This window comes from Pseudarthrobacter enclensis (genome assembly GCF_030811655.1).
GTDB lineage: Bacteria > Actinomycetota > Actinomycetes > Actinomycetales > Micrococcaceae > Arthrobacter > Arthrobacter enclensis_A.
Genome location: NZ_JAUSRE010000009.1, coordinates 151631 through 172958 on the forward strand (window position 1 = coordinate 151631; position 21328 = coordinate 172958).

Sequence of the window (21328 nt, forward strand, 5' to 3'; positions counted from 1 at the left end):
CCGTGAGCCTCATCACGGTGCCTGGGAAGATGGTCTGCTGGTTACCGGCTCCCCTCCCAAAGACGAGAAGGTAACTCTATGCAACCCACCCCAACCCGGACCGAAAGCCCGGTGGAAAAGCCAAAGCCGGCAGCCGTCGTCGGACAGGCCCTTAACCGCGGCCTGAACGTCCGGCACATCCGTTTCATGGCCCTCGGCTCGGCCATCGGCACCGGCCTCTTCTATGGCTCGGCCTCAGCTATCCAGAAAGCAGGGCCGGCCGTCCTCCTTGCCTACATCATCGGCGGCGCGGCCGTGTTCATGGTGATGCGGGCCCTCGGGGAAATGGCAGTGCGGCATCCGGTCTCCGGGTCCTTCAGCCAGTACGCAAGCCGCTACCTCGGCCCGCTTGCCGGTTTCGTGACCGGCTGGACGTACGTGTTCGAGATGGCGATCGTGGCCATCGCCGATGTCACCGCCTTCAGTATCTACATGGGCTTCTGGTTCCCGCAGGTGGACCGCTGGATCTGGATCCTTGCCGTCATCTGCTTCCTGGCGGCGCTGAACCTGCTGAGCGTCAAGGTCTTCGGCGAGCTTGAGTTCTGGTTCTCGCTGATCAAGGTCGCCGCGATTATCGCCATGATTGCCGGCGGCGCGGCGATCATCGTTTTCGGCTTCCAGACCGCCGATTCCCCGGTCGCCCCCGGACTGGGAAACCTGGTGGAACACGGCGGCCTGTTCCCGAACGGCTTCGAAGGCCTCCTGGCCTCCTTCTCCGTGGTGATGTTCGCTTTCGGCGGCGTGGAGACCCTGGGCATCACGGCCGGCGAGGCAGCAGACCCCAAGAAGGTCATCCCCAAGGCGGTCAACACCGTCCCCGTCCGGGTGCTGCTGTTCTACGTCCTCACCCTTGGCGTACTCATGAGCCTCTTCCCGTGGGACCAGGTGGGCACCAGCGGCAGCCCGTTCGTGCAGATCTTCAGCAGCCTGGGCATCCCGGCCGCACCGCACATCCTCAACGCGGTGGTCATCACGGCGGCCCTCTCGGCCATCAACAGCGACATCTTCGGCGCCGGACGCATCCTCTTCGGACTCTCCAACCAGGGCCACGCGCCCGCCGCTTTCGGCAAGGTATCCCGGCACGGCGTCCCCTGGATGACGGTGGTCATGATGGCAGGCATCCTGCTGGTGGGCGTGGTCCTCAATGCTGTCATCCCGGAGGACGTATTCCTGGTGATTGCCTCGATCGCCACCTTCGCCACGGTCTGGGTATGGGTGATGATCCTGGCGTCCCATGTGGCCATGAAGCGGGAAATCGCACGGAAGGGCCTGCCGGCGTCGGAATTCCCGTCACCGTGGTGGCCGGCAGCTTCCGTGCTCACCATCGCCTTCATGGCGCTGGTGATCGCCGTCCTGGGCGCCTTCGATGACACCCGGATCGCCCTGTACGTCGGCGCGGTGTGGCTGGGGCTGCTGGTCCTGGCCTACCACCTGTGGATCAAAGGTGACGGTCGACGCCGGGCCCACCTTGAGGACGAAACGTCACCGCTGCCGGTGGTCACCTCCGCCCGCGGCACCGAGTAAGTCGGGTCAAGCCGTACAGCAGGAAAGCGAAGGTGCCCGACCCTCCCAAAAAAGGGGGCCGGGCACCTTTTGCCGTTCGGCGCTCCTACGCGGAAGCAGCGGCCGCCCGGACCGCCTGGCCAAGGGACGTCGTCGGCCGCCCGATCAGCCGGCGCAGGTCGCCCGTGCTGACGAGGAGGTCGCCGCGGGCAATGCCCAGGTCGGAATCGGCGAGGATCTCCGCGAATGCCTCCGGCACACCCACCCCCGTGAGCACGCCAACGTACTCCTCCGCGGGCAGGTTCTTATAGCTGATGTCCTTGCCGGTTGCCGCGCTGGTTTCCGCCGCCAGGTCCGCCATGCTGAAGGCGTCGTCGCCGCCCAGTTCGTAGACCTTGCCGGCCTGGTCGTCGGCCAGCAGGACTGCGGCGGCCGCGTGCGCGTAGTCCACCCTGGCGGCCCCGCTGACCTTGCCGTCTCCGGCGCTGCCCGCGAGCGCGCCCTGTGCGAGGGTTCCCTGCAGCTGCTCCGTGTAGTTCTCCAGGTACCAGCCATTGCGCAGCAGTACGAAGGGAACGCCTGATTCGCGCAGCATGTCCTCGGTGGCCTTGTGTTCGTCGGCCAGCAGCATGCCGGTGGTGTCCGCGTTGGCGATGCTGGTGTACGCCAGCAGGTCCACGCCCTCCGCCTTGGCGGCTTCGATGACGCTGCGGTGCTGTTCCACGCGCTGGCCCACTTCGCTGCCGGAGATGAGCAGCACCCGCCGCGCACCCTTGAGCGCTGCCGCCACTGAGGCGGCGTCCGCGTAATCCACATGCTTCACCTGCACACCGCGGTCAGCAAAGCCTGCCAGTTTTTCAACGGACCGGCCGGCCGCCACAATCCCACCGGCAGGTACTCCCCGCTCAAGGAGGGCTTCAAGAACGTGGCGGCCCAACTGTCCGGTGGCGCCCGTAACAACGATGCTCACAATGATTCCTTTCGGGAGTTTCAGTCTGTCGATGGGCACAACATGTCTGAACCACCAGAACTTCCCCAAAGAGAGTACGCACTTTAAAGTAAGGTACTCACCTTTCGGTAAGCTGGATGCATGAAAGCTGCACCGCAACCCCTGGCATTTGCCGACGGCGTGTTCCCCGCCGGGTGCCCCAGCCGGATTCTGCTGGACCACATCACGAGCAAATGGGGCGTCCTGATCCTGCTTGCATTGTCCGAGGGCGAGCAGCGGTGGAGTGATTTGCGACGCCGGGCCGAGGGCATCAGCGAGAAGATGCTGGCACAGACACTCAAGACGCTGGAGCGCGACGGCCTGGTGAGCAGGAACGCCCAGCCGGTCATCCCGCCGCGGGTGGACTACAGCCTCACGGAACGAGGCTATGAATTGAGCGCGCTGCTGGTGCCGTTGGTGGCCTGGGCATTCGAGAATGCGGACGAGATCATCAACAGCAAGTAAGCACCCTCCCCATACTTGAGTACCTGTTACTGGTGTGGCTGCTGGGAATAGCACTTAGCGTGGGCGTACGGTGGCGGCCGGAATGGGAGGACCATCCTCTGCTGGGAGCGTTCCGCCAACCAGCACCGTTAGCAGGCGACGCCCTGCCGCTTTGGAGGAGTTGGTCAGATGGCCAGGGACTACGCACAGGATCTTGCCGGCATGGGCCGGCCTGTCAGCCTCGGCACTGCCCTCGCCGAAGCCTGGGGCAGGACCCTCGAGGCCCTCAGCCCCAGGTGCCCCTACCGGCTGGGAGACACGGTGATAGGCGACGACCCCTTCAACGGCAGGCGCGAAGGGGTCGTCGTGTGGCAGGACCGCAGGTCGGTGGGGGTAAAGACCGCGCACGGCATCTTCTTTTACGACCACCGGCTGGTCAAGCCCCTGGACTAGGCAGTGGTCCTAGCGCGCGGACCAGCCGCCGTCCATCGTGTAGCTGGCGCCGGTGACCATGCCGGCGTCCGGGGAGGCGAGCCAAGCTACCAGGGACGCAACCTCGTCCGGCTCCACGAGGCGCTTGATGGCTGATTCCGTGAGCATCACCTTGGCCAGGACCTCGGACTCGGGGATGCCGTGCACCTGGGCCTGGTCCGCGATCTGCTTTTCCACCAAGGGTGTGCGGACGTAGCCCGGGTTCACGCAGTTGGAGGTGACGCCGTGCGGCCCGCCCTCCAGCGCAGTCACCTTGCTCAGCCCCTCCAGCCCGTGCTTTGCCGAGACATACGCGCTCTTGAACGGTGACGCCCTGAGCCCGTGCACCGAAGACAGGTTGATGATGCGGCCAAACTTGTTGGCGTACATGTGCGGCAGGGCTGCCCGGATCAACAGGAACGGCGCCTCCAGCATCAGGGCGAGGATCCGGCGGAAGTCGGCCGGGTCGAACTCCTCGATGGGGCTGATGCGCTGGATCCCCGCGTTGTTCACCAGGATGTCGCAGTCCAGGCTCAGCGTGGCCAGGGCGTCGACGTCCAGCAGGTCCACGCCCCAGGCTGTGCCGCCCACCTCTGCGGCGAGGGTCTCCGCGGCGGAGGAGTCGACGTCAGCCACCACCACCTTCGCTCCCCGTGCGGCAAGTGCCCGGACGCTCGCGGCGCCGATTCCGCTGGCACCGCCGGTGACCAGCGCCTTGCGTCCATTCAACGTGTTATCCATTGCAGTTCTCCTTTGTGCAGCCAAACGGTCTTGTGCGGCCAACCGGCCCAGCTGCTCCATCAGTCCAGTGGCAGCCAGGTCAGCGGCGAGCCGCAGTCAACAGCCCCTCACGGGCAGCATCTTCCTTGTCCACGTCCTCCAAGGCAATGCCCTTGGTCTCACGCAGGCTGAGAACGGTTACGGCAGTGATGACGCAGGCCACCAGCAGGTAGATTGCCGTGGGTACCCACGAACCGGTGTCCTTCAGCCACTGGGTGGCCAGCAGCGGCGCCAGCGAACCGGCGAAAATGGACGTCACCTGGGATCCGAGGGAGGCGCCGGAGTACCGCATGCGGGTGGGGAACATCTCCGCCATGATGGCCGGCTGCCCGGCATACATCAGGCCGTGCAGGCACAGGCCGATGGTGACGGCAAGGACGATGACCACGGCGTTCCGGGTGTCGAACATGGGAAAGGCGAAGAACGGCCAGGTGGCACCGAGGATGGCGCCGGCCAGGTAGACGGGCTTGCGGCCGATCCGGTCCGCAAGGCGGCCGTACTGGGGAATGATGGCGAAGTGCACGACGTGCGCGATCAGCAGCGCCAGGAGCAGCGAGGAAGTGTCGTACTTCTGCACGCTCTTGAGGTACACAATCGCGAAGCTGACGACCAGGTAATACATGATGTTTTCCGCGAACCGCAGGCCCATCGCCTGGAAGATGCCCTTGGGGTACTTGCGCAGGACCTCGAAGACGCCGTAGCTGACGGCCTGCTCCTTCTCCACCAGTTCCTTGGCTTCGAGGAAGATGGGTGACTCGCTGACGTTGGTGCGGATGTAGTAGCCCACGAAGACGATTACCGCGGAGAGCCAGAACGCCACACGCCAGCCCCAGCCCAGGAACGCCTCGCTGCTGAGGGTGGTGGACATGACATAGAGCACCAGGGTGGCCAGGAGGTTGCCCACCGGGACTGCCGCCTGGGGCCAGCTGGACCAGAAAGCCCGGGTCTTGTTGGGGCTGTGTTCGGCCACGAGGAGGACAGCGCCGCCCCATTCGCCACCCAGCGCGAAGCCCTGGATGAAGCGCAGGGCCACCAGCAGCGCCGGAGCCAGGTATCCGATGTCGGCGAAGCCGGGCAGGCAGCCCATCAGGAACGTGGAAACACCGATGATGACGATGGTGAGCTGCAGGGTGGGCTTGCGGCCCAGCTTGTCACCGATCTGGCCGAACACGATGCCGCCCAGGGGACGGGCGATGAAGCCCACGGCGTAGGTAAGGAAGGCCTGGATGATCCCGTCCAGGTCATTGCCCGTGGCCGGAAAGAAGTACTTGCCGAAGACCAGGGTGGCAGCAGTGGCGTAGAGGAAGAACTCATACCATTCCACCACCGTGCCCACCATGGAGGCGGCAACAATCCTCTTCAATCCTGATCCTTGGGGTGCATGCCCGGCGTCGTTGGCCGGGCGCTGCTCTACGCTCATTGTTTCTCCTAGTGTCCACATTGACACGCGCTGTGATCTCCAGCACAAGGGACTCAGATGAGTATTGCTGCACAAAGGATGCACTTCAATGGCCAAAGCGGCACCGAACGTGTGCACAATTGCAGATATGAATGCCAACCCTGACGACCTGCTGGTCCTCCTGGCAGTGTCCCGCTCGGCAAAGTTCACGACGGCGGCCCAGGCCCTGGGCTTGAACCACACCACGGTCTCGCGCAGGATCGCCGCCCTGGAGAAGTCGCTGGGCGGCCGGGTCCTGTCGCGTGCAGCGGGCGCGTGGGAGCTGACGGAACTGGGCGAACGGGCGGTGCGCGCGGCGGAGCAGGTGGAAGCTGTGCTGGGGACGCTGGGACCTGCAGGCCACGCACCCGATCCAATTGCCGGCGTCGTCCGCATGACCGCGACGGATGGTTTCAGCGCCTACATTGCCGCCCCTGCCGTGGCGCGGCTCCGCCGGGACCACCCGGGCCTGAGCGTGGAGGTGGTCACCATGACCCGCCGGGCCCTGCAGCAGCGCTCAGGGCTGGATATTGAGGTGGTGGTGGGCGAGCCCCAGGTGCACCGCGCCGAGGCCATCCGGCTGGGCGAATACCGCCTGGGGATGTACGCCTCCCGCGCCTACCTTGCCGAGCATGGGACCCCGGCCACGGTGGCCGAACTCAATGAGCACCCGCTGGTCTACTTCGTGGATTCCATGCTGCAGGTGGACGATCTGGATGCGCCGCGCCGGCTGGTCCCTGCCATGCGTGACGGCGTGACCTCCACGAACGTGTTCGTGCACGTCGAAGCCACCCGGGCCGGGGCGGGCGTGGGATTCCTGCCGTGCTTCATGGCCGACCTCCACGACGACCTGGTGCGGCTGCTGCCCGGCCAGATCGGCGAACTGCTTCCCTACTGGATGGTCCTGCGGCCGGACTCGCTGCGGCGCCCCGCGGTGGCCGCCGTCGTGCAGGCCCTCCGGGAACGGATGGCGGAGCACCGCGAAGCGCTCCTGGGCAAGGGGTAAGACTCATCGATTGCTGAGTAACTGTCCTTCTGGAGGCTGAAAACGGCAATTACTCAGCAATGGATGGGGGTGGCGCGGGGTCATGGCGGACGGGCGCTCCGGCCGCGAAGGCCCGCACCGGCGCATCGTCCCAAAGGTGGGCGGGGACCGCGCCGCCCAACAGGCGGCGGCGCAGCTGCGGGTCGTCGTCGAAGGGCACGTCGCTGCCCGCCATCACCATGTTCCCGTACCGCCGGCCCTTCAGCATGGCGGGGTCGGCGATGATCACGGTGTACTTGAAGGCGGCCGCAATGGTGGCGGCGTCCTCCCGCGCGTTCTTCAGGTCCGGGGCGTCCCCGGAGTTCACCACATACAGCCCGCCAGGTGCGAGCACGCGCTTGGCGTGCGCCGTGAACTCGGCAGTGGTCAGCGGGCGCGGGGTATGCGCCCCGGCGAAGACGTCGCGGATGATGAAGTCCCTGGTCTGGGGGGTGAGCGTTTCCGTTACGGCCCGTGCCTCACCCACGCGGATGCGGAGCAGCGGCGCCTTGGGGAGATCGAACCAGCCGCGGACGTATTCGGCGAGTTTCCCATCCAGCTCCACCACCACCTGCCGGGCATCGGGGTAGACGGCGGCGAAGTACCGGGCCATGGAGCAGGCTCCGCCGCCCAGGTGCAGCCCGCGGAGCTTGTGGCCGCCCAGCTTCCCGGAAGAAGCGTCCGACGGCGGCCAGCGGGACTCGATGAGCGCCGCCATCCACCGCATGTACTCGAAGTCCAGGAACAGCGGATCGGCGAGGTCGATGTGCGAGCTCATGACCCCGTTGATTTTCAGGAGCCAGCCGGTGGAATTGTCCTGGTCCGCGATCAGCTCGCAGTCCCCGGTATCGACGTAGTACACGCCCTCGACGGGACCATTTAAGGCAGCGCCCTTGGGCATCTCCACCACGCCGGGCACCATCCGGGCGGCCCGGTTTGCTGACCTTCCGCGTTTGCCCATTACCCGCGCCCCGCTTCAGTCATGCTTCAACCCTAATTGACCGGCCTAATTCACCGGACTGGCCGCCCCCTCGCCATCGCGGATTCGCTTCACCACTGCCGTGGTGGACCGTTCAGCCACGTAGTCCAGGATGGCCACGCGGCCGCCGTACTCCTCAACAGCGGGCGTCTCGGCCAGCATCTCGGGGGTGTAGTCCCCGCCCTTGGCGTACACCTCGGGCCGGAGCCGGCGGATCAGCGGCGCGGCCGTGGGGGTATCGAAAACCGTCACGTAGTCCACGCAGCTCAGCGCCGCCACTACCGCTGCCCGGTCCACCACGTTGTTGATGGGGCGGCCCGCACCTTTGAGCCGGCGCACGGAGTCGTCGCTGTTCAGCGCCACCACCAGGATGTCGCCGAGCTGCTTGGCCTGGTTGAGGTAGCGGGTGTGGCCGCTGTGCAGCACGTCGAAACAGCCGTTGGTCAGCACGATCCGCTGCCCCTGGGCCCGGTGCAGCTCCAGCTGCCGTTCCAGCTCGTCCGCGCTCAGCGCGGTATCGGCGAAGGCTTCCAGGTACCGGCTGAGCTGCGCAGTGCTGCATACGGAGGTTCCCGGCTGGTGGACCACCACGTCGGCTGCCGACTGGGCCAGGTCCAGGCTGGCGGTCAGCGGCAGCCCGGCCGCGCGGGCCAGCGTCAATGCCGCCACGAACGTGTCGCCCGCTCCGGACGCCTGTTTCTCCGCAGCCGGCCGTGCCCACGTCCGGTGCCGCAAGCCGTCGGGCGTCAACAGCACGGTACCGTCGCGGTCCAGGGTGACCACCACGGCCCGCGCGCCGGTGCCATGAAGAAGGGCGGCCGACTCCGCGCCCACAGCATCGACCCGCTGCTGGCCCTCCGGCAGCTTCCGGTCCAGCAGCCGGGCGGTTTCCTGCGCGTTGGGGGTCACCAGGTCCGGCTGCAAGGCGGCCCACGGACGGGGGTCGTGGGCGTCAACCACCACCAGCGGGCGCTCCCCGCCGGTGCTGCCGGCAAGGACTTTAGCGAGGGCCGTGCGGACGGGCTCCGCCACCACGCCGGTTCCGTAGTCGCACACCAGGACGGCATCCTGGCGTTCGACGGCGGCGCGCACCGAGGCGGCGAGCGCTGCGAGGGCGTCGGCCGGGACAGTCCGGGCCGAGTCGTCGAGGCGCAGCATCACCTGGCCCCCGCTGCTGATCCGGATCTTGGTGGTGGTGACCATATCGGGGTGCGCGTGCAGGTGCTGCACGTCGATGCCTGCGGCGGCGAGCTGTGCCCGCAGGTCTTCGCCGGCATCGTCGGAGCCGATGATTCCGGCCACGGAGACCTTCGCCCCCAGGGCGGCCAGGTTCATGGCCGTGTTGGCCGCACCGCCGGGGACCGATTCACGGGACTGGATGTCCACCACCGGGGCCGGCGCTTCCCGGCACAGCCGTTCGATGTTGCCGCTCCACCAGCCGTCAAGCATCACGTCGCCGATCACCAGGATGGAGGGCTGCTCAGCGGCGAGGCGGCCCGGCAGCCAGTCGGTCAGCGCCCGCTGGGTGGAGAGGTCGACAGGTTCCGGGGAGCCGCTCATGGCAGGTCCTGTTCCTCAACGATGGATCCCGTTTCCGCCCCGCGCGGCGCGGGCGGCGCTTCGATGTGCACCACCTTGACCTGGGTGAACTCGTCCAGCAGCTCCGGCCCGTAACCAAACCCGGCACCGCTCTCGCTGCGGGGCTGGGCCGCACCGCCCGGGGCACCGCCGAAGACGGCGTTGACCTTGACGGTTCCCACCGGCAGCGCGGCCACCGCCTGCTGGATATGGGCAATGTTGCTGCTCAGGACTGTGGCGGCCAGGCCGTACCTGCCGCTGCATGCCAGGCGCAGGCCGTCGTCGAACGTGTCCACCACCTGCACCGGGGCCACCGGGCCGAACGTCTCCTCGGTCATGACCTGCATCCCTTCGGTGCAATCGAGCAGGACGGTGGCGGGGTAGAACGAGCCCGGCCCGTCCGGCACGGCACCGCCCTCAACAGCGCGGGCGCCCTGCGCCAGGGCGTCTGCCACATGTGCGTGGACTGTGTCCCGCATCCGAAGGTCCACCAGTGGGGCTACCGTGCCGTTGGTGTTCCGGATCGCTGCTTCAGCTTCCAACGCCTTGGAAAATTCTGTAGCGATGTCCTTGTGGACATAGATCCGTTCCACGGAGGTGCAGATCTGGCCGCTGTTGCTGAAGGCGCCGATGGCGGCCTGCCCGGCAGCCCAGGCGGGGTCGACGTCGCGGTCCACCAGCAGGGGATCATTGCCGCCGTTTTCCCGGAGCACGTGGGCTCCGGTGAGCGCGCCTGCGCGGGCAATCCGGGCACCGGAGGCGCTGGATCCCACGTGGGCGATCACGTTCACCTCGGCCTCGGACAGGGCTGCACCCACCGCTGCGCCGCCGGAGACGGTCAGGAAGACGCCCGCGGGGAACGCCGGCGCCAGGACCTCGCCCAGCGCCTCCCCCAAGCGGGGGCAGCGTTCACTGGGCTTGTGGATGACGGTGTTGCCGGTGACCAGTGCGGCACCGATCAGCCCACAGGCCACGGCCACGGGATCGTTCCATGGGGTCAGCAGGACGGCCACCCCCCGCGGTTCGGCAACCGTGTAGTCAGCGGCGAGCCGGTTTCCGCGGAGGCTGTGTCCGCGGTGCACGGGGCCCAGCTCGGCGTATTGCTCCAGGGTGGAAACGGCGGCGGCGATGCCGGCCAGCGCCTCGTTTTCGGGCCGCCCCGTTTCGCTGGCGTTCAGGCCGGCGAGCTCCGGGGCGGCAGCATCAAGCGCCTTGGCGGCGGCGCGGAGCGCGGCGCCCCGTTCGGCGGGCGCGGTTGCTGCCCAGCCCGGCGCAGCCCGTCGGGCCACGCTCACGGCGTCGTTCACTGCATCCGGTCCCGCCTCGGGCACCGTCCAAAGCACTTCACCGGTCCGGGGGTCCTGGATAGTGATGCCGGGGCCCTCGATTGTTTCGGTGCCTGCGGTTGTTTCAGTGGCTGTGGTGGGCATGGTGTTCCTCCCGCCTTTCGGTGCTGGGTATGTCGCTGCTGGTGGTCCTGCTGCGGCCACGAAAGGTGGTGGCCGGTCCCGGATTAGGGCCAGGAGCCTTCTTCCTCGTGGCAGATCAGCATTTCGCGGACCTCGCAGCCGGTGGGCTGGTTCAGGGCGAACAGGATCGCCTGGGCCGTGTTCGCGGGATCGTTGAGCCGGGAGTCGTCCTGCGGCTTGTACTGCTCGGTGCGGTCGTCGAAGAACCGGGTCTTCATCCCGCCCGGGATCATGGTGGTCACGCCGATTTCGCCGCCGGTTTCCGCGGCCAGCGCATGGCTGAACCCCACCACGCCAAACTTGGAGGCGCAGTAGGCGGTGGCATCGGCCACGGCACGCTTGCCCAGGGTGGACGCCACGGTGACCACGCGGCCGTGGGTTTCCCTGAGGTAGGGCAGGGCCGCGCGCACGGTGGAAACCGTGCCCATCAGGTTGACCCCGATGACCTTTTCCCACTCAGTCGCTTCGACGTCGGCGAGTTTCCCGCAGCGGTCGATGCCAGCGGCGGTGACCACGGCATCGAGGCCGCCCAGGGTTTCTGCGGCTTCACGGACCGCATGCTCCACGGCCGCGCGGTCCGCCACGTCCACTTCGAACGCCTTCACTCCGGAGACGCTGCTGATGTCGCGGTCCAGGACCACCGGGGTGCCCCCCGATTTGAGGACGGCGTCGACGACGGCGGCCCCCAGTCCGGAGGCACCTCCCGTTACCAGGACGCGTCCGGGCGTGGTGGAGGCAGTTGTTCCTGCAGTCATGGTGTTCCTTTCAATGGGGTACAAAGTTGGGTGGTTCAGCTGACGGTGGTTCAGCTGACCTTGGCGAGTGCGTCCGCCAGGCCGGTGGTTGAGCGGGCCGGGTGGAACGGAACGGTGAGGCAGCGGCCGCCCCAGCTTTCCACCAGGTCCGCCTCTGGGAGGCGGGCTCCCTTGTAGTCGCCGCCCTTGACCCAGATATCGGGACGGATCCGGTCCAGCGCGGCTTCGGGGGTGTCCTCGTCGAAGACCATCACCGCGTCCACGCATTCCATGGCCAGGAGCAGTTCCGCCCTGTCGTGCTGGCCGATGATGGGACGTTCCGGGCCTTTGAGCCGCCGGACGGAGTCGTCGGAGTTGAGGCATACGATAAGGCAGTCCCCCAGTTCCCTGGCGGCTGCGAGCGACCGGATGTGCCCTGCGTGGATCAGGTCGAAGCAGCCACCGGTGGCCACCACCTTTCCGCCGCTTTCACGCACTGAGCGTGCCAGCAGCAGCGGTTCGGTGGTCCGCCTGCCGGGTCCCGGCGCGGTGCGCACCCTTGCAGAGCCGTGGCCTTCCGCGGCATCTTCGACCTCGGCGTCGGGCAATGCGGAAACTCCGCCGGAGGCCAGGAAGTCGGCGGCATCGTGCACGGCCAGGGCTGCGGCTTCGGGCAGGTCGCGGCCGGCCAGCAGGTGTACCGCCAGGCTGGCCGCCAACCGGTCGCCGGCCCCGCAGGGATCGCCCGCTTCAACCCGTGGCGCGGGAACGGCGCGGGAAGAGGCGTCCCCTTTCCGCAGCAGGACAGCTCCCTCCCCGCCCTTGGTCACCAGCACGGCGTTGCTGCGCCAGCGCTCGAGCAGGACTGAGGCTAGGGCTGTGGCGGGGTCTTCCGCGGCGGGGAGGTCACCGCCTGCGGCCTGTACCGCCTTGGTGGCCTCTGAGATGTTCGGCGTCACCACGGCTACACCGGGCACTGGTTCGGGGCCGGAGGGGTGGGGGTCCCAGATGATGGGCACGTCATTGGCGAGCCGGGCCAACAGATCCCGGAGCTGCGGGTTGGCCGCCAGTCCCCTGCCGTAGTCGGCAACGATGACCACGCCGGCCTTCTCCACGGCACGGAGCATGGCGGGGCTGACCTCGGGAACCGGCGTCTTTTCGCAGCCCTGGTCGAAGCGGACCACCGGGTGGGAGCCCGCCCGGACCCGGGTCTTGACGGGCGATGGATATCCGCTGGTGCCCGCCACGAGCCGCACGCCGGCGAGGTGCTTCCGCAACTGGCTGCCGGCGTCGTCATCCCCCAGAACCGTCACCAATGTGACGGGCCAACCGTCCTCCGCCAGCATGCGGGCCACCAGGCCGGCTCCCCCTGCGCGGCGCCGGACGCCGGAGACGTCCACTACGGGCACAGGTGCGTCCGGGCTGAGCCGTGTGGCCTCACCGGAGAGGTCGACGTCGAGCATCACGTCGCCTACGACGACGATCCTCATGGCCGGCCCCCTGCCGGCAGCCCCGGGAAGAGGGACGGGGTGTGCCGGGAGACCTCAAGGTCGAAGGCGCGGCAGACGGCGTGCAGTGCGATCAGGTGCCCTTCCTGCGCGTTGGCGTTCAGGGCATCAACCATCACAGCCTCGTCGCACGCTTCCGCCAGCGGATTCGGTCCGGAGCCGGTGAGGGCCCACGTGGTCACGTTGAGGCGGGACGCTGCTTCCGCGGCACGCAGCAGGTTGGGGCTCTTGCCGCTGGTGGACAACAGCATCAGCACGTCCCCGGAACGGCCATGCGCGCGCACCTGCCGGGCGAAGACGTCGTCGTACCCGTAATCATTGGCAATCGCGGTGACGGCGGAGGACTCGGCGTGCAGCGAGATGGCGGAGAACGGGACGCGCTCGGTGTCGAACCGGCCGACCAGTTCGGCGGTGAGGTGCTGGGCCTCGGCAGCTGAACCGCCGTTGCCGGCAGCCAGGAGCCGCTGGCCGCGCAGCAGGCGCTGGGCCAGCTCCACTCCCCATGCGGCGAGCCGGCCGGCCTGGCTGCGCAGGGAGTCAAGCGCCGGGACCACGTTGTCCAGGTGGGTCCGGACGGGGTCGGCACTGGCCGGATCGACGAATGTGGCACCGGGCAGCACTGCCGGGAGCGCCGGCGGTGAGATCAGGGTACGCAGATCTGCTTCGCGCAGGTTCGAGTCACGCAGGGACGGTTCGGCAGTCACAGTGCGGCTCCTTCCATCGGTACGGTGCCAGCCGGGGCGCTGGCGTGGAGGCCCGCCACGGCGAGCTGGTAAGCCTTTTCCGTTTCCGCAGCCACCCTGTCCCAGGAATAGCGGGTGCGGGCGCGCCGCTCGCCGGCCTGGCCAAGCTTGGCCCGAAGGCCCGGGTTCTCCAGCAGCAGCGACAGGGCGGAAGCGATGGCTTCCGGGTCCCGGGGCGGCACGTGAAGGCCGGTGGCATGGTCAACCACCGTGTCCCGGAGCCCGCCCACCGCAGCGGCCACCACGGGAACGCCGCAGGCCATCGCCTCAAGCGGCACGATGCCGAACGGCTCGTACCACGGTGCGCATACCACGGCGTCGGCGCTGCGGAAGATGCCGGGCATTTCCGTCCGGGACACCTGGCCCTGCAGCGTCACCTGCTCGGAGACCCCGAGTTCGGCCGCGAGGTCCAGGAGGCGGCGGATTTCCGGGTCGGCGTGCATGGCGTTGGAGTCTCCCCCGCCGCCCACGATCAGGAGTTCAACGTCCTCCAGCCCTGCCGCCTTGAGATACGGGAGCGAGCGGATCACCAGGTCCACGCCCTTGCGTGGCACCAGACGCCCCACCGAGAGGATCCGGTAGCGGCGCTTCCGTGCGGCGGCGGGTCCATCCGGCGAAAAGAAGCCGAGGTCCACGCCGCACGGCGCAATGGAGATCTTGCCGGTGGCGATGCCCATGGCCTTGAGCTCGAAGACCTCATCCGAGCACGTAGCGATGATCCGGTCCGCGGAGCGTCCCACTCCCGGTTCCAGCCAGCGGCGTGCCTCGGGGCTGGTGTCCTCCGCACCCTGGTGCCTCCGCTTGACCGTTCCCAGCGCGTGGAACGTTTGCAGCATCGGCACCCGGTAGCCGGTGTCGGGCCGGCGGGCGGCGTCCAGGGCAGCCAGGCCGGACATCCAGAAATGTCCGTGCACCACGTCCGGTGGCCGCTGCCCCCAGTCTTTGACCACTCCATCCGCGAGTTCATCCATGTAGGGCAGCAACTCGTCCTTGGGCACGTGCCGCGCAGGGCCTGCGTCCACATGGACCACTTCGAGGCGGCGCCCCACCCTGACCCGTTCGGGAAGCTCCGTTGCGTCCCTGCGGGTGTAGACGGTGACCTGGTGGCCCCGCTTGGCCAGGGCTTCGGACAGTGCGGCAACGTGCACGTTTTGGCCGCCGGCATCCACCCCGCCCAGTGCCGCCAGCGGACTGGCATGTTCGGAAATCATTGCGATTTTCATGCGGTCTTCCTCTCCCGCGCCGGAACAAGGATCCGCTCGTCCGGACGTTCGTTGACGGAAAGCCGGGGCCGGGTCCGCAGGTCCGCCAGGAGCTCATCCCAGCGGTCCTGGAACCTGCCCAGGCCGTAACGCTCCAGCGCCGCTTCGCGGCCGGCGAGCCCGCGGCGCCGGGCTTCATCGGGATTGGCAAGCAGCCGTTCCGCACAGCGGAGCAGTTCGTCGATGTCTGCGGAGACGATGCCGGCTTCCTGCGGCACTGCCCGCGGGGCCTCGGTGGCGGCGAGCACCACCACCGGCATGCCCAGGTGCATGGCCTCCAGGAGCGAGAGCCCCAGCGAGGTCCAGCGCATCGGATGGACGTAGACCCGGCAACGGGCCAGCTCCCGGTGGAGTTCCCGCGTTTTCAGGTCACCGCGGGAGGCCAGCCGCGAGGCCTCGATGCCAATGGCTTCCGCCAACCCTTCGGTCTTCATTCCGAACACCTGCAGGGGCGCCACGGAGGCAAACGCAGGCAACAGGTCGGTACCCGTGACCCGGCCCCGGCGGACTGGCTCGTTGACCACCACCCCCAGCTCGGGAAGTTCGCCGGTATAGAGCTGTCCGGGGTCGGGAATCCCGTGCTCGATCACCGTGGTGGGAGCGGAGCCGTTGTCCCAGGCCAGCCGGTTGAAGTGGGTGACGTGGACGATCGGGATGCTGTCCTGGTCTGCAAGCGGGTGGCTGATGTACGGGAAGTTTCCTTTGGGCGTGTTGTGCTCCACGAACACCGCCGGCAGGTCCACGCCGGGCATCCGGCCCAGGGTACGGACCACTTCGTCGATCTCTTCCGGCCGTTGGAGGACGACGGCGTCCACGGAGTCGGCGTCGAGAGTCGCCAGGTCAACCTCCCGCACAGAACCCGGCCAGTCCCTGCCGGCGCGGCCCAACCCCCACGCTCCGCCGTCGGGCAGCACGGGAAGCAGGTACTCGTGGCGGCCGCGGACAAACGCGTCCGTCCAGGAACCGTGGACATGCCAGAGCAGGATTCTCATCTGTTGCGGGCCTTTCTACGGGTGCTGACATGGGTGCTGAAGGAGCTCACTCCGCTGATCAGTCGTTCCACCGCCGCCACAACTTCCTCCGGCGAGACTGAGTCGAGGCAGGGGTGGCCGGGGACCGGGCACACCCGGGCACGGGACATGCGGCAGGGTGCGTTCTGGTCTCCCAAAAGTTCCAGGGGCACGCCATAGGGTGCCCAGCGGATGGCCGGAACCACCGGCGAGAACAGGCACGCGACAGGTGTTCCCACTGCGGCAGCGAGGTGGGCCGGGCCGGTGTTGCCGCTGACCACCGCATCGGCGCCAGCCATGACGGCGGCCATGGTGGAAAGATCCGTGCGCCCGCCCAGGTCCAGCGCGGACGGGCCGGCGACGGTGGCCGTGAGCGACTTCTCGCCGGGGCCGCCCGTCACCACTACCCGGTACCCGGCGCCCTGGAGGAGTTCGACGGCGGCGGCGTGGTGCAGCGGGGGCCATGCCCTGGCGGGAACAGCGGCTCCCGGGTGGACCACAACGTACGGCTCGTCACCCACGAGGTCAGTGACATCGGGGACGGAACTGACGCGCAGCTTCCCGTCGTCGCCGGCCGGAAGGCGGAAACCTGCGGCCTCGGCGATGCCCAGCGCCCGCTCCGCTTCGGGCTGGTCCTCCGGGAAGTCCTCCCCCGGCTTGAGCCGCACATCCAAAAGGGATCCGGCGTAGTCGGTTGACGCCCCCGTGATGCGCTCCACGCCGGCCAGCCGGAGCAGCAGCGCCAACGGCAGCGGTGACTGGTGGAAGGACGTGAGGATGACGGCCTCTGTGATCCGGGAATTGCGGACATACTCGATCAGCCGGTCGGCGTGCGGGCCGGTCATCCTGGGCGCAGGGTTCATGATCCATGGGCTGTCCCAGCTGTAGACTTCCGCGGCACCGGGGAGCATGGCTGCGGCGGCTTCACCCTGCCGGCCGCACAGCATCACTACATGGTTGGTGCTGCCGCCGTGTTGGTTCCGGCCGTTTGCCACTGCCCGGACGGCGGGACCGGCCAGCAGGACGTCGCCCATGCTGTCCAGCCGGGCCACCAGGACGCGCCCCATCAGGGCGTTCCCTGCAGCAGTCCGACGGCGGATGCAAGGTCGGGGGCCACCAGCCGGGCGGCTGCCACTTCCTCGGCACGGGTCACGGGTGTGGGAACCAGGACACCGGTGGCACCTGCTGCTTCGGCGGCCCCCACATCCGCCTCGATGTCTCCGATCAGGGCGGCTTCCGATGCGTTGATTCCCAGCTTGCGGCAGGCGCTGTGCACCATTCCGGGTGCGGGCTTGCGGCAGTCGCAACCGTCGTGCTCGGCGTGCGGGCAGACCTCCCACACATCAAAAGGTCCCAGCAGTTCTTCCACCCGGGCATTGACTCTTGCCACATCTTCGGCGGTGATCAGCCCCCGGGCGATGCCCGACTGGTTGCTGATCACGCCGGTGGCGATGCCATCCGCCCGAAGGCCGTCAAGCACTGCCTTGGCGCCGGTCATCGGCCGCACTTTGCCGGGGTCCCCGTTGTACGGCACATCTACCACCAGGGTCCCGTCCCGGTCGAACAGGACAGCCCGGAGCTTGGAGGTTTCTGAGCTTCCCATAACCAACCAGTTCCCTCCTGCTGCTGCTCCTAAACAAGACCCCAGGCCTTTTCGGCCGCCGGAACAGGTTCGTTCGGGCGGCTGAACAGGCAAGATAGGTCATCGCGGAGAACAGGCGATCCTCCTGCGGCCTCTGCCTGCAGCCGCCGTCGAAGGCCTGCTGCCGGCGCTCGGGCCGGCGTCCGCCGTCGTAGGCAAACGTGCAAAGCGACCCAGGGCGGCTGTCCCGCGGCGGTTACCTGCCCTGCGCGCCGCCGATGCGGTGCACCGCGCCGGTGCCGGGGGCGCTTTGGTGTCCGCCGCTCCTGGCCTGGCGGAAGGGCGGCACGTGGTTGCCCATGCGGTCCGCCGCCGCAACACGGGACGACGTTCCGGTTCCGGCCTCCGCAGGCCCGCAGAACTGGGCACTTGCCTCCAGGCGCCGCTGCAGTTCCACCAACACCTTGGCCAGGCGGCGGGACACCTGCATCTGGGACATGCCCAGCCGTTTCCCCAGCTGCACCTGCGTCTCCTCGCAGAAGTAGCGTCGGTACAGAAGCTCCCGGTCCGACTCGCTGAGGTCCTGCATCGCCTCCCGCAGGCAGGACAGCTCTTCGAGCCGCTCCAGGGGCGTTTCCGGACAGGCGAGCACCTCGCCGATGGAGGGTGCGTCCGAGTTCGGGTTCACGGCGTCGAGGGAATCCGGGTGCATGCTGCTGGACGCCGAAATGGCCTCCTGCACGTCAGCGGGATCAGTCCCGAGTTCACCGGCCAGTTCGGCAACACTGGGGTTCCGGCCCAGTGACTGGGTCAGCTCCGGCTCCGCCCGGAACAGCCGGGTCCTCAGGTCCTGGACGTGCCGCGGTGGACGGACCACCCACGTCCGGTCGCGGAGGTACCTCTTGAGTTCGCCGGTGATGGTCGGCGCCGCATACGCGGGAAAACTCTCACCCTTTGCCTGGTCGAAGCCCCGCGCCGCCTTGACCAGGCCCAGGTAGGCCACCTGGTTCAGGTCCGCCCGCTCCCTGCCGCGGGCTTCGAACCGAGCAGCAAGGGCCTCGGCGAGGTCAAGGTATCTCAGGACCAGGTCGTTTTCGAATGTCTCCCTCAGCTGCCCTGACGGGGCTGCCGGGTTCTGTTGTTGCGTCGTTTCCGGCTGCTGAAGGTGGGCAGGGGCAGCTTGGACGGCAAGGGCGGCAAAGGATTCGGGCATGGATTTTGGTTTCCCTCGGTCTGGTTCCGAAAGCCTGCGGCAAGACTTAGAAGTAGGAAATCATAAGGTTGCTTATAAAACAACACTCCTCCGCTATAGGCTCGGAATGTAAGGGGCAACCAGACCAACCGCCAAGGAGTCCTTGCCATGCGCATCGCCATTACCGGAGCCAGCGGAAACACCGGAACTGCACTGCTGCGGAACCTTAAGCGCCATGAAGCCCGAAAACCGGGCACCCTGCAGCTGGTGGGAATCAGCCGCAGGCTGCCCGACACGTCCCTGGAACCGTACGGCGGGGTGGAATGGCACACCCTGGATGTGGGCCTGGAACAAGACAAACCGCTGCTGGAGAAGGCGCTCTCCGGGGTTGACGCGGTGGTCCACCTGGCATGGCAGATCCAGCCGAACCACAATCTGGACCTCCTGCACCGGACCAACGTCACCGGCACGAAGAACGTACTGGACGCCGCAGCTGCGGCGGGCGTGAAGCAGGTGGTGTGCGCATCTTCCGTGGGCGCTTACAGCAAGGCAGACAAGGATCAGCGAAGGGACGAGTCGTGGCCGGCGACAGGCATGGCGGGTTCGCACTACAGTCGGCACAAGGCCGAGCAGGAGAAACTGCTGGATCAATTCGCGGCCGCGGAGCCAAGCATCTCCGTCGCCAGGCTCCGGCCGGGGCTGATATTCCAGTCGACGGCGGGAAGTGAAATCGGCAGGTACTTCCTGGGCCGCCTGTTGCCGCGGTTCGTGCCGCGGAAACCCCTGGTCCCCCTGCTGCCGGTTCCGGATGGCCTGATCTTCCAGGCAGTACACGCCGACGATGTGGCAGAGGCCTATTGGCGCGCGGTGGACCAGCGGGCCAGCGGGGCATTCAACATTGCCGCAGAGCCCGTCCTGGACCCGCGCGAACTGGCCCGCATCCTGGGCGCCAGGAGAATCCTGCCCATCCCCATGCGGCTGCTCCGCGCCGTGGTGGACCTGACATGGCGCGCCCGCATCCAGCCCACTGATTCAGGATGGGTTGAAATGGCGGCCGGCGCACCCATCATGGATACGTCCCGCGCCCGGCTGATCCTGGGATGGGAGCCAAAAGTGTCATCGGTCGACGCCGTCAAGGAACTCCTCGCCGGTCTTGGAACGGGGGAAGGCGTAAGTCCCTCCCCCGTCCTCAAGCCCCGCCGCCGGCCCTAGGGCGCCAGGCCGAAAGGCGGCTGCGGCCGAGCCTGCCAGGCGGTCTTTCTCAGATCCCGCTCAGATCCCGGTGCGCGGGGTCCCCCCACCCGGCACGTCGTTTTCCGCGGGAGTGTCGGCGGCACGGGATTCGCGCCTGCGTACTGCTTCAGCCTCCGTCAAGTCCGTGTTGGCGTCCGCGGCGGGAGTAGCGGCGGCCGCGTCGCGGTGGCTGCCATAACCCTGCCCGGAGGCGGCACGGTCGTCCTGCACGTATCCGGCGTCCCCGCCCGTCACAGAGTCTGCTGGACCGCCGGTTTCGCGCGCGGGGCCAGTGAGGCCCTGACCGCGACGGTCTTCAGCGCCATGCCCGTCATGGGCCAGGCGGCCATCGCCCTCCCGGCGCTCGCGGCCGGCATCCCTTCCCACATCGGGATCAAGTTCATCCGCCTTGCGGGCATGGCTTGCCACGTCCCCGCGCAGCGACTGTGCCTCCTGGCTGCGCTGCTCGGCTTCCTGCCGCAGTCGCGCCGCGTCCACTTGGGCCTGTTCCGCGTCAGCGCGGGCCCGGATGGCCTTTGCTTCCCGTTCGCGGGCGTCGATTTCCATATTTTGCGCTTCGCGCCGGATCTCGGCGGCCTTCTCCCGGTGCTCCTGGTCCCGTTTTTCCTGCATTGCCTTACGGCGCCTTCCGCCGACCAAGAGCAACAGCACGATCAGCACTACGACAACAACTGCAACTACCACCCATACCCATGGAGCTGTATCCACGTTTCCCACCACTTTCCACTTCGTTGTGACCGGGCAGGCCCATCGCCATTCCGGCTGACATTTTTTGGAACGGTTATAACTCGCTTAGCAAGGGTACTTACCTTTTATTAGTAATCATGCTTATCATTTTACGGCCAGTATTGCTGGTTCTTGAATCAACAACCGGCCTTCTTGGAAAGAGAGCGAAGATGACAGAGAACCAATGGCCCGAGGACCCCGCCTACACCGCCCCTCCGGCACACACAGGAATACCTGGCGAGCGGGAGCCCGCCACTTTCCCGTCAACCGCAACTCCCCTTGCCGATGACGGCCAGACCGGTTACAGCCAGGCGGGTTACGCCCAGCCGGGCGGGACCTCCAGCCAGTCCCGCACCGACGTAGCCAAGGATGAGGCTTCGAACGTGGCCGGTCACGCTGCCTCGGCAGCCCAGGGCGTCGCCGAAACGGCCAAGAGCGAGGCCGCGAACGTCGCCTATGAAGCCAAGGCCAACGCTCAGGACCTGCTGCACCAGGCCAAATCGGGACTGACCACCCAGGCCGGCACCCAGCAGCAGAAGGCCGCCGAAGGCATCCGCAACATCTCCAGCCAGCTGCACAGCATGGCCACCGCCCCGGACCAGCA

General features: G+C 67.7%; 20 protein-coding genes and 1 pseudogene. 6 read left to right on the plus strand and 15 right to left on the minus strand.

The window, feature by feature from the left end; translation table 11 throughout:
- Window positions 1-78 precede the first annotated feature (78 nt).
- Window positions 79-1563, plus strand: a complete 1485-nt coding sequence (locus J2X98_RS10730) for an amino acid permease (RefSeq protein WP_307307693.1) — start codon at window positions 79-81, stop codon at window positions 1561-1563.
- Between the two features lie 85 nt (window positions 1564-1648).
- Here J2X98_RS10730 and J2X98_RS10735 read toward each other — a convergent pair whose 3' ends face one another.
- The gene (locus J2X98_RS10735) at window positions 1649-2512 is read right to left on the minus strand and encodes an SDR family oxidoreductase (protein WP_307307695.1); all 864 of its coding nucleotides are present in this window, start codon (window positions 2510-2512) and stop codon (window positions 1649-1651) included.
- A gap of 120 nt (window positions 2513-2632) precedes the next feature.
- Between J2X98_RS10735 and J2X98_RS10740 the strand changes: the two genes are divergently transcribed.
- Window positions 2633-2995: a winged helix-turn-helix transcriptional regulator gene (locus tag J2X98_RS10740; protein ID WP_307307698.1), complete on the plus strand. Its 363-nt coding sequence runs from the start codon at window positions 2633-2635 to the stop codon at window positions 2993-2995.
- A gap of 168 nt (window positions 2996-3163) precedes the next feature.
- Entirely contained in the window at window positions 3164-3427 is a 264-nt protein-coding gene (locus J2X98_RS10745) for a hypothetical protein (RefSeq protein WP_307307701.1), read from the plus strand.
- A gap of 9 nt (window positions 3428-3436) precedes the next feature.
- Here the strand turns inward: J2X98_RS10745 and J2X98_RS10750 are convergent, their stop codons facing one another.
- Both J2X98_RS10750 and J2X98_RS10755 read right to left on the minus strand, forming a co-directional pair.
- Window positions 3437-4186, minus strand: coding sequence for a 3-hydroxybutyrate dehydrogenase (locus J2X98_RS10750; RefSeq protein ID WP_307307704.1), 750 nt, complete (start codon window positions 4184-4186; stop codon window positions 3437-3439).
- Window positions 4187-4265: 79 nt separating this feature from the next.
- The gene (locus J2X98_RS10755; RefSeq protein ID WP_141944103.1) at window positions 4266-5645 is read right to left on the minus strand and encodes an MFS transporter; all 1380 of its coding nucleotides are present in this window, start codon (window positions 5643-5645) and stop codon (window positions 4266-4268) included.
- A gap of 127 nt (window positions 5646-5772) precedes the next feature.
- Here J2X98_RS10755 and J2X98_RS10760 point away from each other — a divergent pair, with 127 nt between their 5' ends.
- A complete protein-coding gene (locus J2X98_RS10760) occupies window positions 5773-6669 on the plus strand; it encodes a LysR family transcriptional regulator (protein ID WP_141944104.1) in 897 nt (298 codons plus the stop codon).
- Between the two features lie 49 nt (window positions 6670-6718).
- On the opposite strand, the gene J2X98_RS10765 is transcribed toward J2X98_RS10760, so the two are convergent.
- The 11 genes from J2X98_RS10765 to J2X98_RS10815 all read right to left on the minus strand — a co-directional run bounded on the left by J2X98_RS10765 (window position 6719) and on the right by J2X98_RS10815 (window position 18765).
- Window positions 6719-7648: a spermidine synthase gene (locus J2X98_RS10765; protein ID WP_307307708.1), complete on the minus strand. Its 930-nt coding sequence runs from the start codon at window positions 7646-7648 to the stop codon at window positions 6719-6721.
- 45 nt (window positions 7649-7693) lie between these two features.
- Window positions 7694-9226 carry a D-glycero-beta-D-manno-heptose 1-phosphate adenylyltransferase gene (rfaE2, locus tag J2X98_RS10770; RefSeq protein ID WP_141944107.1) on the minus strand — a complete coding sequence of 511 codons (1533 nt, stop codon included), beginning with the start codon at window positions 9224-9226 and terminating at the stop codon, window positions 7694-7696.
- On the minus strand, window positions 9223-10674 hold the full coding sequence (locus J2X98_RS10775; protein WP_307307714.1) for an aldehyde dehydrogenase family protein: 1452 nt from the start codon (window positions 10672-10674) through the stop codon (window positions 9223-9225). The genes rfaE2 and J2X98_RS10775 overlap by 4 nt, the downstream gene beginning before the upstream one ends.
- Window positions 10675-10757: 83 nt before the next feature.
- A complete protein-coding gene (locus J2X98_RS10780) occupies window positions 10758-11468 on the minus strand; it encodes an SDR family oxidoreductase (protein WP_141944111.1) in 711 nt (236 codons plus the stop codon).
- A gap of 50 nt (window positions 11469-11518) precedes the next feature.
- The gene (locus tag J2X98_RS10785; protein WP_307307718.1) at window positions 11519-12937 is read right to left on the minus strand and encodes a PfkB family carbohydrate kinase; all 1419 of its coding nucleotides are present in this window, start codon (window positions 12935-12937) and stop codon (window positions 11519-11521) included.
- On the minus strand, window positions 12934-13659 hold the full coding sequence (locus J2X98_RS10790; RefSeq protein WP_373460868.1) for a D-sedoheptulose-7-phosphate isomerase: 726 nt from the start codon (window positions 13657-13659) through the stop codon (window positions 12934-12936). Before J2X98_RS10790 ends, J2X98_RS10785 begins: the two co-directional genes overlap by 4 nt.
- Window positions 13656-14921, minus strand: coding sequence for a glycosyltransferase (locus J2X98_RS10795; RefSeq protein ID WP_141944117.1), 1266 nt, complete (start codon window positions 14919-14921; stop codon window positions 13656-13658). The genes J2X98_RS10790 and J2X98_RS10795 overlap by 4 nt, the downstream gene beginning before the upstream one ends.
- Window positions 14918-15952: a glycosyltransferase gene (locus tag J2X98_RS10800; protein ID WP_307307722.1), complete on the minus strand. Its 1035-nt coding sequence runs from the start codon at window positions 15950-15952 to the stop codon at window positions 14918-14920. The genes J2X98_RS10795 and J2X98_RS10800 overlap by 4 nt, the downstream gene beginning before the upstream one ends.
- Entirely contained in the window at window positions 15949-17037 is a 1089-nt protein-coding gene (locus J2X98_RS10805) for a glycosyltransferase family 9 protein (protein ID WP_141944121.1), read from the minus strand. Before J2X98_RS10805 ends, J2X98_RS10800 begins: the two co-directional genes overlap by 4 nt.
- Window positions 17037-17573, minus strand: a complete 537-nt coding sequence (locus J2X98_RS10810) for a D-glycero-alpha-D-manno-heptose-1,7-bisphosphate 7-phosphatase (RefSeq protein ID WP_307307728.1) — start codon at window positions 17571-17573, stop codon at window positions 17037-17039. The genes J2X98_RS10805 and J2X98_RS10810 overlap by 1 nt, the downstream gene beginning before the upstream one ends.
- Window positions 17574-17808: 235 nt before the next feature.
- Entirely contained in the window at window positions 17809-18765 is a 957-nt protein-coding gene (locus J2X98_RS10815) for a sigma-70 family RNA polymerase sigma factor (protein ID WP_307307730.1), read from the minus strand.
- A 147-nt stretch (window positions 18766-18912) separates the two neighbouring features.
- Between J2X98_RS10815 and J2X98_RS10820 the strand changes: the two genes are divergently transcribed.
- Complete coding sequence (locus tag J2X98_RS10820; protein ID WP_307307734.1) at window positions 18913-19956, plus strand: NAD-dependent epimerase/dehydratase family protein; 1044 nt, start codon at window positions 18913-18915, stop codon at window positions 19954-19956.
- A gap of 60 nt (window positions 19957-20016) precedes the next feature.
- Here the strand turns inward: J2X98_RS10820 and ccmD are convergent, their stop codons facing one another.
- Complete coding sequence (gene ccmD / locus J2X98_RS10825) at window positions 20017-20718, minus strand: heme exporter protein CcmD (RefSeq protein ID WP_307307737.1); 702 nt, start codon at window positions 20716-20718, stop codon at window positions 20017-20019.
- Window positions 20719-20894: 176 nt separating this feature from the next.
- Between ccmD and J2X98_RS10830 the strand changes: the two are divergent.
- Window positions 20895-21328: pseudogene (locus J2X98_RS10830) on the plus strand (hypothetical protein); the annotation flags it as partial.